The organism is Haloarcula sp. H-hyl6 (assembly GCF_056934455.1).
Map to the genome: position 1 here is coordinate 1,991,990 of NZ_JBRIIK010000001.1, position 15,919 is coordinate 2,007,908.

The window sequence follows — 15,919 nt, forward strand, 5'->3', positions numbered from 1 at the left end:
CTCACTCGCTCCCGAGAGCGGCCAGTCGGTGCATCTCCTCCTCCATGGCCGGGTAGAGGTCGCGATACACCTCGTAGTAATCGTCGTAGGTCGCCGCCGCCTCGGGATTCGGCTCCGTCGTCTGCTCGATGGTCGTGGACTCCGTGAGGGGAGCGAGTCCGTCGAACACGTCGGTCCCCAGCCCCGCGAGGTAGGCCCCGCCGAGTGGCGACCCGACGGGGTTGGCGACGTACCGCTGTGCGACCCCAGTCACGTCGCTGACGATTTGCCGCCAGAGGTCGCTCTGTGCCCCGCCGCCGATGGCGAGGACGCGGTCGATGGGGACGTTCGCTCCTTCCATCGTTTCGAGGTGGTGTCTGAACCCGTAGCCGACGCCTTCGAGGATGGCCCGGTAGACGTGGTCCTTGGTGTGTGACAGGGTCAGTCCCGCGATGGTTCCCCGTGCAGAGTCGTCGTTGATGGGGGTTCGCTCCCCGCTGAAGTACGGCAGGACCACGAGGCCGTCCGACCCCGGGTCCAGTTCGGCCGCTCGCCGATTGAGACGGTCGTAGCTCTCCTTGCCGGTCCCCTCGCCGATGACGGCCTCGCCGCCGAACTCGTCTCTGAACCACCGGACGATAGCCCCGGACGTGGCCATCCCGCCAGCGATGGCGTACTTCCCTTCGAGGCAGTGCGGGAACGACCACAGTTCGGGGGTCGACCGCTGTTCGGCCAGCGTGGTGTAGATGACGCCGGTCGTCCCGTACATGAATATCGCGTCGCCGGGGTCGACCGCCCCGACGCTAATTTGCGACGCCAGTGCGTCGCCGGTGCCGACGATGACCGGCGTCCCCTCAGCCAGACCCGTCTCCGCCGCGGCCGCCTCCGTGACGGTCCCCGCACGTTCGGTCGACCACTGCGGCTCCGGAAACAGGTCCCGGTCGAGTCCGAGTTCCGCGAGCATCTCGTCGGACCACGTGAGTTCGGCGGGGTCGTACAGCGGGTGGAAGAAGGCGGCGATGGCGTTGTCCATCGTGTACTCGCCGGTCAACTTCGAGACGACGTATCCCGTCGCGTCGACGATGGTTTCCGTCCGTTCGAACCGCTCGGGTTCGTTCCGCTTGTACCAGAGTATCTTCGGTCCGACGGACTGGAAAGTGAGGGCGTTGCCGCATGTCTGGTAGATGCGCTCCTCGCCGATTCGCTCGTTGAGCAGGTCTATCTCCTCGCCCGAGCGGGTATCGACGCCGTACAGGATAGCCGGGCGGAGCGGCGACCCCGTCTCGTCGAGGGGGACCATCGCCGCGTGCAGGGCACTCACGCCGACGCCCGCGATGTCCTCCGGGGAGACGGTCGAGCGCTCGAACAGTCGTCGCGTAATCTCCGCGAAGTCGTGCCACCAGACGTCGTCGGCATCGTGTTCGACCCAGCCCGGCCGAGGGTTAGAGACGTCGTGCTCGACTGAAACCGACTCGACCACCTCTAGGTCAGTACTGATGATGATACCCGTCGATCCGGATGTGCCGATGTCGACACCCAGAAGATAGTCGTTAGGCGTTGGCATGTGTCTGAAATCATCCCAGTAGATATTAATGATTTTGCATCGTCAAGGGCACAGGTCGCCATCGCCCGTCTGAAAGCGGAACCCCGTGTCTCGGACGTTGGGTCGTATCCACTCCCCGTTGCCCTCCCGTAGAGCGAGCGGGGTTCGTCGGCGCGGAACCCGATGCGAGTGTCGTGAGGTCTTCGGAGACTACGGCGTTCAACTCCTCGATATCGACCGCTTGACCGAGTGCCGCCTCGGACACCAGAAGCTCGGCACCGGACCGCCTACGCCGACGCGGTGGCGTGGCTCACCCGGGACTGGCCGGCGACCAACGGCGGGCGACGCAGTGGCTTCGACGGACGGGTGCGGGATGTCTATCGTCGAACAGGGCACAAACTTGAAGTACCCATGAACATAGTTGTCAAGGAGACGCATGAGTACCAGCTTCGACGACAAGACCGTCTTCGTCACCAGCGCCGACATACACATGGGGCCCACACTGGTCGAGCACTTCCGCGACCTCGGGGCGACCGTCATCGCCGACGAACACGACTACACCGACGACGACGTCTCGATCGACGACATCGTGGCCGACGCCGGCAGGATCGACATCCTGATCGGAAACTTCGCCGGCCCGGAGCGATTCTCGCCCGCCTCGGAACTCGTCGCGGACCCGACTTCATTCGACGACGAGGACCTCCAGGGGTTCCTCGACGAGATGACGTGGCCCATGGTGCGCTTCGTGCGTGCCGTGCTGCCCCAGATGATCGAGCGACAGGAGGGGAAGATCGTGGGCATCGTCAGTGGCTCTGTGCTCCAGCCTATGGACATGCACCTGTACTCCACCGCCCGGGGGGCAGCGAAGACGTTCATAGAATCCGTCGGCAAAGACGAAGACGTCGCCGGGAACAACGTCCAGGTCAACGGCATCGCGCCGACGCACCACGAGAGCGACTTCTACTTCACCGAAGAGATACTGGAATCCGGGACACGCGACGAACTCGAGTCCGAACTCCCGCGCGGCCGCATGGGGACCATGAAGGAGATGGCGTACCTGATAGAGGCACTAGCGGGACGTGCTAGTGATAATCTGGCGGGCAACATCATTCCGTTCGGCGGCGGGCACGTCTAGCGCTGAATACTACTGGCGAGCATCTCCCCGTCGTCTGTCCGTCCGTCGACGGTCACCGACCGGTCATGAACTCGCTTAGCAGGTCGGCCAGTCGCTCGTCGGCCTCCAGGGCGAGGCTGTGCCCGCATCGCTCGAACACCTCGTTGCGCTCGACGCCCTCCGAGACAATCTCCATCTGCTCTTTCATGAGGTTGCCGAAGAACTCCTCGCTACCGATCGTGAGTATCGGCATGTCGATTTTCTCCTGCTTGAGTTCCTGAATTTGGTCCGCGTTCTTCAGGGTTGCTCGGTACGTTTCGAGAATCCCCCGGAGCCCACCCGGCTCTTTCGCTTTCGCGATCCACTCGTCGATGGCTTCGTCGCTGATTGCCGCGGGATTGTACGTCTCGGCTTTCATCCAGTGAGACCAGAACTCCCGTTCCTTCCCACTGATGAGCATCTCCGGGTAGTCGTCCAGCCAGAAGAAACTGATGTGCCAGAGCCACGGTTCGTCCGCCTCCAAGTTCTCTTTCGTCAGGTAGGACCACTCTTGCAGTCCCTCGCCCGACAGCACCATCTCCGCGAACGAGAGTGTCTTGACCCGGTCGGGGAACATCGCAGCGATACCGTAGCCGAACTCTGCGCCTCTGTCCTCGCCGTGGACGTGGAACTCCTCGTGCCCAAGCGAGGACATCAGGTCGGCCATATCCTGTGCGTTGGTCTTCACGTCGTACCCTTCCTCTGCCACCGGCCGGTCGGAGTCACCGAACCCGCGAAGGTCTGGCGCGACGACCGTGAACTCCTCACTGAGTCGCGGAACGAGTTTGTGCCAGTAGTAATGCGTCTTCGGCGTCCCGTGGAGCAACAAGAGCGGTTCACCGCTTCCTGCAGTCACGTAGTGGAGTCGAGTGCCATCGTTGACGACTTCTCTACCGTGCGTTACCGGTTCGTCGTTGTGGTCGTAGATCTCGACCATGGCTATGCATAGAATTAACATTATGAAATAACTTTGCGTTCGACAATCCAGATTTTTCAACTATCATCCCGACGCTTCTGCTCGGCGTTCGCCTCGTGGGTGTCGACAACCGACGATCAAAATGGCGATGGAACCCGGAGCCGAGACGTGTCGTCTGAGAAGCCGACAGTGGGAATCAGTCGATACCGCTCTCGACCGAGATGGCAACGGCGACCTGCCCTCCCCCACAAACGGTTTCAGCCACGTCGGGGCACTGCTGACCGGGTGTGTTTAGTCCTTGTACTGTGAGTCTTGAATAAACTCTCGCCCCCCTCGTATAACACCTAAGTTTATATATCCAGAGTCTGTTCCTACGAACTGCTATGAGTTCGCAAGACGAGCTCCAGCGTGACATAGACGATGCTGTCCGCATCGATATGTTGCGCACAATGCTCCGCATTCGAGAGTTCGAGACGCAGATGCGTCACAAGTTCGCAGACGGGGAGATTCCGGGTTTCCTGCACCTCTACATCGGGCAGGAAGCCGTCGCGACAGGCGTCTGCCAGGCGCTGGAGGAGAACGACTACCTGACGAGTACCCACCGCGGCCACGGCCACTGTATCGCACGGGGCCTCGACACGAAGAAGATGGCCGCCGAACTGTACGGTCGGGAGACCGGGTACTGTGAAGGCAAGGGCGGGTCGATGCACATCGCCGACGTCACGGCGGGGATGCTCGGCGCCAACGGCATCGTCGCCGGCGGGATTCCCATTGCCGCCGGCGCGGCGCTGTCCGCGAAGATGCGTGACACCGACCAAGTCGCCGTCCCCTTCTTCGGCGACGGCGCCCCGTCACAGGGAGCGTTCCACGAGTCGTTCAACTTCGCGGGAACGCGCGAACTACCCCTCGTCGGCGTCATCGAGAACAACAAGTACGGCGAGATGAGCGGCATCGAGGAGCAACACCCGGAAGTCACCCACGACGACCTGACCCTGTACGGCGAACCCTACGGGGCCGACCGGTATCAGGTCGACGGAATGGACGTCGAAGCAGTGTACGCCGCGGCGGCCGAAGCCATCGAGAACGCCCGGGACGGCGGCGGGCCGGCGCTCATCGAGTGTCTCACCTACCGGTTCGTGGGCCACCACGAGGGCGACAGCCAGTTCTACAAGACCGACGAGGAAGAAGAAGAGTGGGAAGCCAGAGACCCCATCGACCGGTATCCGGAGCAACTCATCGACGAGGACGTGTTGTCCGAAGACGAGTTCGAGGAGATAGAACAGGAGATAGAACAGGAGATTCAGGACGCCATCGAGTTCGCCCGAGACAGTCCCTTCCCGGACCCGTCGGCGGCCTACGAGGGGCTTTACAGCGACCAGAGTGAGCAAGCATGAGCCAAGTAACGACAGAGACAGAGGAACTCACCGTTCGAGAAGCTATCAATCAGACGCTGGCCGAAGAGATGGACCGCGACGAGAGAGTCTACATCCAGGGCATCGACGTCGCCGGCCGCGGCGGGACGTCGAGCGTCCTGAAGGGACTCGACGACGAGTTCGGGACCGACCGCGTCCTGAACACGCCCATCAGCGAGGTTGCGATGGTCGGCAGCGGTCTGGGTGCGAGCGCGACGGGGATGCGGCCCGTCGTCGAGGTGATGTACGCCGGCTTTCTCGGCGTCGCCGGCGACCAGTTGCTCAATCAGGTCTCGAAGATGCGGTACATGTTCGGCGGGAAACTCGATCTCCCGCTGACCATCCGCACGAAAAACCACATGGGCGCACAGGCGGCCGCCCAGCACTCGCAGGCGCTCCACCACTGGCTGGCCGCGATTCCCGGGCTGAAGGTCGTCTGTATCTCGACGCCCGAGGACGCGAAGGGTCTGATGAAGGCCGCCGTCCGCTCGGACGACCCAGTCATCGTCTTCGAACACGGCAACAACTACACTCGCTCCGGACAGGTGCCCACCGATGAGTACGTCACGGACATCGGGAAGGCCGCCGTCGAACGCGAGGGCAGCGACGTCACCGTCGTCGCCACGCAGGTCCAGATGTGGAACGCGCTCGCCGCGGCCGAAGAGCTAGCCGACGAGGGCGTCAGCGTCGAAGTCGTCAACCCCAGAACGATTTCGCCGCTCGACACAGAGACCATCGTCGAGAGCGTCCGCAAGACAGGCCGCTGTGTCGTCGTCGACGAGACGCCGCTGAGCTACGGCACTCAATCGCACATCGCGACGGAGATCTCACAGGAGGCGTTCTTCAGTCTGGACTTTCCCGTCCAGCGTCTCGGTGTCGACGACGTGCCCACGCCGTTCAGCCCGCCACTGGAGGACGAGGTTGTGCCGGACACCGAAGACATCATCGACGCGGTACTCGAACTCGCCTGAGCCGATTCACGCTCGGCGTGACCGAGCACGACTGCCCCAGCTATTCCGTTCGGGCCTTTGCCCGCCGCTGTGTTTCTACGACTCGATTCTCACCTGTTCTGCTCCTGGGAGATATGTAAGACAGATTATATATGGATTTAATACGTAGTTTTATATACTAGCATGGGTATGATAGGAACGTACACATGACGAGAAAAGCCAGTGACCAGCGTAAGCACGACAGCAGTGGAACTACCCGTTCCTCACTCAGGGGACGCGGACTCGACCGACGGTCGTTCCTCAGAGCCGCCGGTGCCGCAGGCATCGCCGGCCTCGCCGGCTGTGGCGGTGACGGCGGTGGCGGCGGTGACGGCGGTTCGTCCGGCGGGGGTTCGGGGGGCTCCGTCGACGAGATAACTGTCCTCGCTGAGGGCGTCGCCGACAACCTCGTCCTCAAGGAGATGACAGACCAGTTCACGGAGGAGACCGGCATCGACGTGACCTTCGAGACGTTCGGATACAATCAGGTGCAGGAGAAGGCCGCCACGCAGGTCGCGACCGGGACCAGTTCTTACGACGTAATGACCATCGACACCTACTGGGTGGGTGACTTCGCCAAAGGGGAGCAGCTCGTCCCCATCGGGGACCGGGTCTCGGACAGCGACGTGGTCAGTCAGGACGCGTACATCGACGAAATCTGGAACACCGTCGCCACCTTCGAAGGGACGAACTACACGCTCCCGTTCTGGCAGTGGACGCTCGGGGCCGGGTATCGGCAGGACATCCTCGAGGATTCGGAGTACCAAGAGGCCTATCAGCAGGAGTTCGGGAGCGAGTTCGGCCCGGCCGAGACCGTCGAGGAGTACGTCGACATGGCCTCGTGGATGACCGACTACACCGACGAGGAGATGTACGGGTCGGTGCTGATGGGCCAGCGCGGGACGAAGGCCAACGACCAGTGGCTGGGGCTCTTCCAGGGACTGGGTGGTACCTTCATCGACACCAAGGGGAACGTCAAGTACGGTGATTACCGCGAGGAGGCCATCCAGGCCACGAAGTACTACCTTGAACTGTTCGAGAACGCCGCCCCGCCGGACTCGACGTCGTGGGGCTTCCCTTCCGTCTCCGAGACCATGGGTGCCGGCAACGGGTTCTCCGCCATCAACTACAACATCTTCTACCGGAACATGCAGGATAGCCTCGGCGATACAGGGACGATTCGCCAGTACGACACTCCGGGGGGCTCGCCCGCCGTGGGGTCGTGGTCGCTGGGCATCCCGTCGAACCTCTCGGACGCCCGCATCGACGCCGCGTGGCAGTTCATCGAGTGGGCCAACGCCTTCGAGAACCGGAAACAGCGCATCCTCAACGGCGGCTCGCCCGTCTGTACCGACACGCTAAACGACGAGGAGGTCATCGAGTCGAACCCGAACCTCTGGTCGAACCTCCAAGACCTCATCTCGGGCGGCAAGCCCATCTCGAAGTATCCGGGGGCGCTCGAAGCCAACCGGGCCAACGGCATCGAGTTGTCGGCGGCGCTGTCCGGATCGAAGTCAGTCGAGGACGCCATCGACGACGGCATCTCGGCCGTCGAGGACGCGATGTCGTAAGCAGTAGGGGACTCACAATGGCAACAGAACAACAACACGGGCGTCGGCATCGGACCTTCCGCTGGATAGAGGAGCAACTCCCGGTCGAGTGGACGCTGACGGCACCAGCGGTCATCCTGCTGCTCGCCGCGACGGTGCTTCCCCTGCTGGCGCTCATCTGGATAAGCCTCACCGACTTCAACCTCGTCACGTCGGTGGATATGACGTTCATCGGGCTGGAGAACTACCGGAACAACATCCTCCAGTCCGCCCGCGCCCGGTCAGCGCTCGCAACGACGGGTATCTTCATCGTCTCGGCCGTCTCGGTCCAGTTGGTGTTGGGATTCCTGCTGGCGCTCCTGCTGTGGGGTCGTCCCAAGCGCCGCAAGGTTTTCCTGCCAGTCCTGTTGATGCCGATGTTCGTCACGTGGATCGCCGTCGGGCTGATGTTCCGGTTCATGTTCCAGAGCGGTATCGGCATCATTCCGCATCTGCTGTCACAGGTCGGTATCAACATCGCGTGGCTCTCGAACCCGACGTACGCGCTGGCTGCGATAATCATCGCGGACATCTGGGAGTGGACCTCGTTTATGACGATACTGCTCCTCGCGGGGCTCGAGGGGTTGCCGGAAGCACCTCACGAAGCCGCGCGAACCGACGGCGCGGGGCGCATCGAGATGTTCTTCGACGTGACGCTCCCGATGATGTACCCCGTCATCGGGGTGGCCGTCTTCGTTCGGCTCATCGAGGCGTCGAAGGTGTTCCCGAAAGTCCTCGCCATGACGGCTGGCGGACCCGGGAGCAGCACGGAGACGATAAGCTACATCATCTACGAAATCGGCTTCAGGGACTTCGGGATGGCGACGGCCGCCTCACAGGCCGTCACGGTGACGCTGATGCTGCTGGCGTTGCTCTACGTCGTCTACCGATCCGGGGGGATGGAAGATGTCTTCTGACTCGCCGCTCATCAACTCGCGGAAGACGGAACTGCTCGCCGACGCGATACTCGTCGTCGCGTCGGTGCTGACGGTGTTCCCGTTCCTGTGGATCGTCTGGACGGCGCTCAAGCCGGAAGAACTGGCGTTCCGTCCGGGGGCGACGAACTTCACGCCGACGCTCGAGTCGTTCCAGTTGATGTTCAGTCGCGACCCGGCGCTGCTCTATCTCGGAAACACGTTCTTCGTGGCCGGGGTGACGACCGTCGTCGCGCTCGTGCTCGGCGGTGCCGCGGCCTACGCGATGGCACGGTACGACATCGGCGGGGACCGACTCAAAGTCGCGTTCCTCTTCCCCATCATGGTTCCGCCCATCGCGTTCAGCCTCTCTATGTTCATCGCCTTCGACCGAATCGGCATCCTCAACTCCCGAATCACCGTCGTGCTCGCCTACATGACCTTCGCGATTCCCTTCGCGGTCTGGTTCCTCACCTCCTTCTTCGAGGAGTTCCCGGAGGAACTGGAGGAGGCGGCGATGGTCGACGGCGACACGCGAATCGAGGCGCTGCTGTACACCGTCGTCCCGAATCTCAAGCCGGCATTCTTCGCGACCGGCATCCTCATCTTCATCTACTCGTGGAACAACTTCGTCTTCCCGTTCCTCCTGACGACCGACGGCGACCTCCGGACGATGCCGGTGTTGGTCTCCACGTACGTCACGTCGAGTGACCTGCTGGTGTCGCACATGGCCGCCGCGATAATCATCACGGTCGCTCCGGTGCTGGTACTCGCGTACTTCCTCAGCAAGTATCTCGTCGCCGGCATCTCCGCCGACAGCGGCATCGACTGATACCGACTGTCGTGGCGATTTACCGGGAGCGCCGGCCACGGGTCGACGCTATCCGGAAACAATCTACGACGATCGGTATGCCCCCCGTCCGAACCGCCGACCGTTTTTTCGCTGGATTCTGCCGGCGTGACCGCCACCGAGCTACCGGCAGTCACCACAACAATTATTATATACACTCGTGAATACCATTCTATGGCTCGGGTAGAACTCAGCAACGTAATCAAGCGATTCGACAGTCCAGAGGGGGAGATAATCGCCGTCGACGATGTCGACCTCGATATCAATGAGGGCGAGTTCCTCGTCATCGTCGGCCCCTCCGGCAGCGGAAAGTCGACGACGCTCCGAATGATCGCCGGCCTCGAAACTCCCAGTGAGGGCACCATCTCCATCGGCGACGTGGACGTGACAGAGGCGCCGCCACAGAACCGTGACATCGCGATGGTATTCCAGAACTACGCGTTGTACCCCCATCGAACCGTCAGAGGCAACATGAGCTACGGCCTGCGAAAGTCGACCGACTTCTCGAAGGACGAAATAGAGGAGCGCGTCGAGGAGTTCGCGGCGATGATGGACATCCAGGAAACCCTGGAAAAGAAACCAGACCAGCTTTCCGGTGGGCAGAAACAGCGCGTCGCGCTGGGCCGAGCCATCGTACAGGACCCCGGCGTGTTCCTGATGGACGAACCGCTCAGCAACCTCGACGCCAAACTAAAGATTCAGATGCGGACGGAGTTCCAGCGCCTGCACAACGAACTGGAGAACACGACGATATACGTCACGCACGACCAAGAGGAAGCGATGACGATGGCCGACCGCATCGTCGTCATGAACGATGGCCAGATTCAGCAGGTCGACACGCCGGGCGAAATCTACGACCGCCCGATCAACCAGTTCGTCGCCCGCTTCATCGGTGAGTTGACGATGAACTTCGCCGACGTGACCCTCTCGAACGGGACCATCACCGGACCGGACTTCGAGATAGAACTGCCCGACAGCGGGACCGACCTCACCGACGGCGAGTACGTCCTCGGTATCCGCCCGGAAGACATCGTCCTTGGAGGGGACGGCGACATCTCGGGCAACGCCGAGGTGATGGTCACCGAACCCACCGGCAGCGACGCGGTCGTCTACATGGAAGCCGACAACGAGTACTCCGTCATCACCTCGCGCGAGGCCATCCCCGACATCGGCACGACCGTCTCGTTCACGATCCCGGGCGAGAAGATACACCTGTTCGACGTCGGGACCGGCGACACGGTGTACCACGGAATCGCGAAGCGCCGCCAGGGCCAGAAGAGTGTCGCCTGAACCGCCGACCGAGCAGCAACTGGACAGCACACGGACCGTCGAATCGTAACCCCCGGCACCCTGACACCCGCTCGATATAGAACCCCAGAGCGGCGCCACCGCCGCTCTCGCCTGTTGGTCCCGGCGATACTATTATACGCCGCGAGTGAGGGTTTCTGGTATGCGTGCTGCAGTGTACTACGGCCAGCAAGACGTTCGTATCGAAGACCGACCGGAACCGGAACTCGGACCCGACGACGTCCGACTCGACGTGGGCGCGGCCGGCATCTGTGGATCGGACCTCCACGAGTACGTCGCCGGCCCGATATTCGTCCCGACGGAGGACCCCCATCCACTCACCGGCGAGACGGCGCCCGTCACGATGGGCCACGAGTTCAGCGGCGTCGTGCGCGACGTCGGCGAGAACGTAACCTCCCTGTCCGCTGGTGACCGGGTAGCGGTGAATCCCATCCTGTCGTGTGGCGACTGCCGATACTGCAATACGGGGAGGCAGAACCTCTGTGAGTCGCTCGGGTTCATTGGCCTCTCGGGCGGCGGTGGCGGCTTCGCCGAACAGGTCGTCGTCCCCGCACAGAACGCGATTCCGCTCCGCGAGGGGATGTCGCTCGTCGAGGGCGCGCTCGTGGAACCGTTCAGCGTCGGCGTCCACGCCGTCCGGCAATCCGGTCTCCAGTTGGGCGACGACGTGGTCGTGACTGGTGCCGGTCCCATCGGACTGACCGTCGTGCAGTCGGCGCGGGCGGCCGGCGCCGAGCGGATAGTCGTCTCCGAACCCAACGACGACCGGCGAGCACTCGCCGCGGACTCGGGCGCGGACGTGCTGGTCGACCCGACCGAGGAGTCGCTAGAGGCGGTCGTCGCAACCGAGACGGACGTCGGTGCCGACGTCGGCTTCGAAGTGTCCGGTATCGAAGCGGCGTTGAACCAACTCGTCCAGAGCACCAAGCGCGGCGGCCACACCACGGTCGTCAGCGTCTTCGAGGACCGCGCCGAACTGGATCCGAACGACGTGAGCATGTTCGAGCGCTCGATGAACGGGACGCGAGCGTACCACGGCGGCGCTCGCTCTCGTGACGACTACGAGACGGCTATCGGGATGCTGGACGCCGGTCACTTCGATGGCGGGTCCCTCGTCACGGACCGCATCGGGTTGGACAGCATCGTCGAAGACGGGTTCGAGAAGCTCATCGGCGACAAGAGCAGCGTGAAAGTCGTCGTCGAACAGGACTGACGCTGGGGCCGTCTTCGAGGAGAACGGTCAGTTCATCGTGTGTATCGCTTGTCCGAGCGCGTTCTCTGCGGCCTCCATCACCGCCTCGGACAGCGTCGGATGGACGTGAATCGTCTCGGCGACGTCAGAGAGGGTGGCCCGGTGCTTTATTGCGAAGGCGAGTTCCGCGACGAGTTCCGACGCCTCCGGACCGACTATCTGTGCCCCCAACAGGCCGCCGTCGCTGCTGGCGACGACCCGGACGAAGCCGTCGGTCTCTCCGGTCGTCATCGCGCGACCGCTCGCGCTGAACGGCATCTGGCCGACCACCGGGTCGAAACCCACCGCCTCCGCTTCCGCTTCGGTCATCCCGACGGTTCCGACCTCCGGGTCGGTGAACACGGCGGCGGGCACTATCCGGTCCCCCGCGTTCAACGGTTCGCCGGCGATGTCCTGCACGGCGACCAGTCCCTCCTGACTCGCTGCGTGGGCGAGCATCGGTTCGCCGCTCACGTCCCCGATTGCGTAGATGTGCGAGACGTCCGTTCGGCACTGCGAGTCCGTCCGGACGAACCCGTCGTCCGTCGTCCCCACGCCCGCGCTCGAGAGGGCGAGCGTCTCGGTGAGCGGTTCGCGTCCGATGGCGACGAGGACCTCGTTGGCCCCGTACTCGACGGTCTCACCGGCCTCCGTCTCTGTCGTCACGCTGACACCGTCGTCCGTCCGTTCCCACCCCTGCGCCGACTCGCCGAAGTTGAAGTCGATACCGAGCCTCTCGGCACGTCTCCGGACGACCTCCCCGACGTCGTCCTCGTAGGTCGGCAGTACGCCGTCGAGCATCTCGACGACAGTCACGTCGCTGCCGAGCTTCGCGTACACGGTGGAGAGTTCCAGTCCGATGTAGCCCGCTCCGACGGTGAGGAGGCGGTCCGGAACGCTGTCGGCCGAAAGCGCGTCCCGCGAGCTCAGCACGTGGTCGTCTCCGAACTCGAATCCGGGGAGCTGTATCGGCCGACTCCCCGTGGCGACGATGGCATTCTGAAACCGAATTCGGTCGGGAGCGTCGCTCTCGCTCTCGACGCGAACTCTCGAGTCGTCGAGGAACTCCGCCTGCCCTTCGACCAACCGGACGCCATTCGCATTACACAGTTGCTCGACGCCGCCGGTGAGTTGGTCGACGATACCGTCCTTCCACTCGACCATGCGCTCGAAATCCGTGGAGACCTCGGCGTCGATTCCCATCTCGGCGGCCGACTCCGCCCGGTGGGCGAGGTCAGTCGCGGAGATGAGCGCTTTCGAGGGGATACAGCCCCGATTGAGGCACACCCCGCCGAAGGCGTCTTTTTCCACTAACGTGACATCGAGTCCGAGTTGGCCCCCTCGAATCGCTGCGACGTACCCGCCCGGCCCGGCACCGATGACGAGGACATCCGTCTCTATCGACGAACTTGCTGACATACGCATCGACAACTGGTGTCGGATACAATAAAACTGTTTCTCGAACCGAGGGCGACGGTACTCATAGCTGGCCCCTCGGAGGGTTTCTATTTGACAGAACAAATATTCTCTACAATAGAACAGGCTGGCTCAGGTAATCACCTGCTATCCCCGCCTGGATGCCGTTGCAGGGTGGATTGTGGACGTAGGACGGAAACAGGGACGACGGTGACGGTCCGCAAAGCATCCGTCGGCATCTGCCCGACCGCCGGGTCTCGGCACGTTCCTGACTTCGAGGACCGAATGCACGCATTCGGACGCTAGCAGGTTCGTACCCGCTGTCCCGGGCGAGACAGACTACAGTTCGGGACACTACCAGTTAGATACGTAGAACAGTTATTCTCTAAATCAGAACATATTTCGTAATCAGATATCGTACGACGAGGGAGTGAGGCGACCGTGAACAGAATATAAACACTCACAGCAGGACAGAACCAGGTGGATTACAATCTCAGTAGGCGATAGAGTGTTCTGAAACGCAGAACTCAGTCAGTCGGGACGTCACCCCAAGCTACATTATCTGTCGATTGGACGACTACCACATGCACGATACACACCTCGTCGGAATCTACCTCAGTCCGTCGGCTATTCACGTCGCGGCCTACGACCTCGACGGTGAGTTGCTGACGAGGGACGCCGTCGAGATTACCGAGCAGACGACCGTCGCCTGGGAGCGCGCGCTCGGCGGGGCGACACCGTCGTTACCCGGCCACGGTATCTGTTCGGTCGCCAGTACGTCAGGAACTGCCGTTCTCGTCGACGAGTACGGCGAACCGGTTTTCGAACCCCAGATGTACCACGAATCGGCACCGGAGCAGGCCGAACGGCTTCAACGGTCGGTCGATACCTCTAGCGAACCCGGTCTCGACATCGCACTGTCGCCGACGGCCCCCCTCGCGAAGGTCCTCCGTCTCCGAGAGGAGTACCCCGACAGGTTCTCGAAGGTGGCGTGGATTCTGAGTCCGACCACGTGGCTTCTCTACCGATTGTACCACGGTACGTCCACCCGCTGGCGGCACATCGAGACGGACTGGACGAACGCCCTCAAGTTCGGTGCCGACATGACGGCGTCCGTCCCGGAGTGGTACGACTTCCTCTACGAGAGCGTCGGCCTCTCGCCCTCGCTCCTGCCGACGATTCGACCCCCGGGGTCGTTCATCGGGACGGCCAACAGCGAACTGGCCCAGCGAACGGGACTCGACGGCCTCCGTCTGTTCCAAGGCGTCACCGACGGAAACGCGTTCGTGCTCGCCAACGGCTGTTTCGAACCCGGAGACTTCAGCGTCACCTTCGGCGGCACCAGCGTCGTCAAGTACGTCTCCGAGTCGATTACCGAACACGACGCACTGTACTACCACCGCCACCCCTTGAAGGGGTACCTTCCGGGCGCCGCCTTCGACAGCGGCGAGGCACTTCGTTGGTTCTTCGACCGCGTACTGGACACCACGACGAAACGCGGCCTCGAACTCGCGAAATCCACCCCCGCCGGAGACGAGTACGAGATATTCCTGGAGGGAAACCGCGGCCCGTTCTTCGACGACGACATCGCCAGTTCGCTCCTCGGCCTGAAGTACGACCGTTCGCTATCCACAGAGACCGTCCACGGGCGGTTGGCACGTGGCCTGACGACCGGCATCATCCTCGCTGAGTGGACGTACCTCTCACTCATCGAGGACCACTTCGACACCACCATCGACCAAGTCCGGATACTGAACGACGACGCCCCGGCGGCGAACGACAACTACGACTGGTGGAACCGCCACCGCGCGTCGATTTGGGACCGCCAGATAGTCGAGATGGAACCGCGGACGATAGCGGGACTCTTGATTCCGGCGACCCTCATCTCCTCGGAGTACAAGACCCCCGAAGAGGCCAAGGAGCGACTGCTCCGCCGTCGGACCGTCGTCGACCCCGACCCAAAACTCACCGACCGGTACGAACAGGACCGGGAGTCGTACTTCGGCCGCTGGCGAGCAATCGCCGACCTGTATCAGCGGGAGTGACCGCCGACCCAAGCTTGCAAACCCCCTAACAGAAGTACATCTGTTTGACATCCGTCGCCGTTGGTCCGGGACAGACTCAACGTGGAGACTGTCCCGTTCGGACGGAGACAGGGACGAGACGGTGCCTACGCGTCGAACTGCTGGAGTCGTCCGTGAACGACAGCGCGTTCTCCGTACCACAGGGCAGTTCCACGAGCAACACTTTCGAGATGGGTCTAGGCATAGACACACGTAGAATAACACATATTCTGGCCTGGCAGTATTATACAGTGGCTCTCTATTTCGATATGGTTCTTGATTCCGATTTTAATCCACATATTAACCCATTATCCTGTATTCTGTGTTTAAAATCTACCTATCTGTATTCAAATTCTAATACCTGTTTTTCGAAGTTCGCCATATCCAACCAATTGATGTTTTCCGTCACAGATACCACTCTTTCCCGCACTTGGTGACAGGTTTCGGTGCAGCCCAGACCGGTGGTGCGGTGGTGCATGGAACCGGTCACGGTCCGAACAGCGATATCTCTTGCCCGCTTATCAACTGTTCAGGGCGCTTCGTCTGCGTCCGAGTC

Annotated in this window: 12 protein-coding genes; 9 read left to right on the forward strand and 3 right to left on the reverse strand. The window is 62.2% G+C overall.

Features of this window, described 5'->3' with window-relative positions; genetic code table 11:
* Position 1 precedes the first annotated feature (1 nt).
* Positions 2-1,543 carry an FGGY-family carbohydrate kinase gene (locus tag Hhyl6_RS10390; protein ID WP_483739121.1) on the reverse strand — a complete coding sequence of 514 codons (1,542 nt, stop codon included), beginning with the start codon at positions 1,541-1,543 and terminating at the stop codon, positions 2-4.
* 415 nt (positions 1,544-1,958) lie between these two features.
* On the opposite strand from Hhyl6_RS10390, the gene Hhyl6_RS10395 reads away from it, so the two are divergent.
* Positions 1,959-2,657, forward strand: a complete 699-nt coding sequence (locus tag Hhyl6_RS10395; RefSeq protein ID WP_483739122.1) for an SDR family NAD(P)-dependent oxidoreductase — start codon at positions 1,959-1,961, stop codon at positions 2,655-2,657.
* Positions 2,658-2,709: 52 nt separating this feature from the next.
* Here Hhyl6_RS10395 and Hhyl6_RS10400 read toward each other — a convergent pair whose 3' ends face one another.
* Positions 2,710-3,612 (reverse strand): alpha/beta fold hydrolase, encoded by a 903-nt coding sequence (locus Hhyl6_RS10400; RefSeq protein WP_483739123.1) that lies wholly within the window; start codon positions 3,610-3,612, stop codon positions 2,710-2,712.
* A gap of 362 nt (positions 3,613-3,974) precedes the next feature.
* Here Hhyl6_RS10400 and Hhyl6_RS10405 point away from each other — a divergent pair, with 362 nt between their 5' ends.
* The 7 genes from Hhyl6_RS10405 to Hhyl6_RS10435 all read left to right on the forward strand — a co-directional run bounded on the left by Hhyl6_RS10405 (position 3,975) and on the right by Hhyl6_RS10435 (position 11,866).
* Complete coding sequence (locus Hhyl6_RS10405) at positions 3,975-4,985, forward strand: thiamine pyrophosphate-dependent dehydrogenase E1 component subunit alpha (RefSeq protein ID WP_483739124.1); 1,011 nt, start codon at positions 3,975-3,977, stop codon at positions 4,983-4,985.
* Positions 4,982-5,974: an alpha-ketoacid dehydrogenase subunit beta gene (locus Hhyl6_RS10410; protein WP_483739125.1), complete on the forward strand. Its 993-nt coding sequence runs from the start codon at positions 4,982-4,984 to the stop codon at positions 5,972-5,974. The genes Hhyl6_RS10405 and Hhyl6_RS10410 overlap by 4 nt, the downstream gene beginning before the upstream one ends.
* Before the next feature lie 185 nt (positions 5,975-6,159).
* Positions 6,160-7,563 (forward strand): extracellular solute-binding protein, encoded by a 1,404-nt coding sequence (locus Hhyl6_RS10415; RefSeq protein ID WP_483739126.1) that lies wholly within the window; start codon positions 6,160-6,162, stop codon positions 7,561-7,563.
* A gap of 17 nt (positions 7,564-7,580) precedes the next feature.
* Positions 7,581-8,498, forward strand: coding sequence for a carbohydrate ABC transporter permease (locus Hhyl6_RS10420; protein WP_483739127.1), 918 nt, complete (start codon positions 7,581-7,583; stop codon positions 8,496-8,498).
* Positions 8,488-9,327 carry a carbohydrate ABC transporter permease gene (locus Hhyl6_RS10425; RefSeq protein ID WP_483739128.1) on the forward strand — a complete coding sequence of 280 codons (840 nt, stop codon included), beginning with the start codon at positions 8,488-8,490 and terminating at the stop codon, positions 9,325-9,327. Before Hhyl6_RS10420 ends, Hhyl6_RS10425 begins: the two co-directional genes overlap by 11 nt.
* Positions 9,328-9,519: 192 nt before the next feature.
* Complete coding sequence (locus Hhyl6_RS10430) at positions 9,520-10,635, forward strand: ABC transporter ATP-binding protein (RefSeq protein ID WP_483739129.1); 1,116 nt, start codon at positions 9,520-9,522, stop codon at positions 10,633-10,635.
* A 160-nt stretch (positions 10,636-10,795) separates the two neighbouring features.
* Positions 10,796-11,866 (forward strand): 2,3-butanediol dehydrogenase, encoded by a 1,071-nt coding sequence (locus Hhyl6_RS10435; RefSeq protein ID WP_483739130.1) that lies wholly within the window; start codon positions 10,796-10,798, stop codon positions 11,864-11,866.
* A 27-nt stretch (positions 11,867-11,893) separates the two neighbouring features.
* Here the strand turns inward: Hhyl6_RS10435 and lpdA are convergent, their stop codons facing one another.
* Positions 11,894-13,303, reverse strand: a complete 1,410-nt coding sequence (gene lpdA, locus Hhyl6_RS10440; RefSeq protein ID WP_483739131.1) for a dihydrolipoyl dehydrogenase — start codon at positions 13,301-13,303, stop codon at positions 11,894-11,896.
* Positions 13,304-13,884: 581 nt separating this feature from the next.
* Here lpdA and Hhyl6_RS10445 point away from each other — a divergent pair.
* The gene (locus tag Hhyl6_RS10445) at positions 13,885-15,345 is read left to right on the forward strand and encodes an FGGY family carbohydrate kinase (protein WP_483739132.1); all 1,461 of its coding nucleotides are present in this window, start codon (positions 13,885-13,887) and stop codon (positions 15,343-15,345) included.
* Positions 15,346-15,919: the final 574 nt, after the last annotated feature.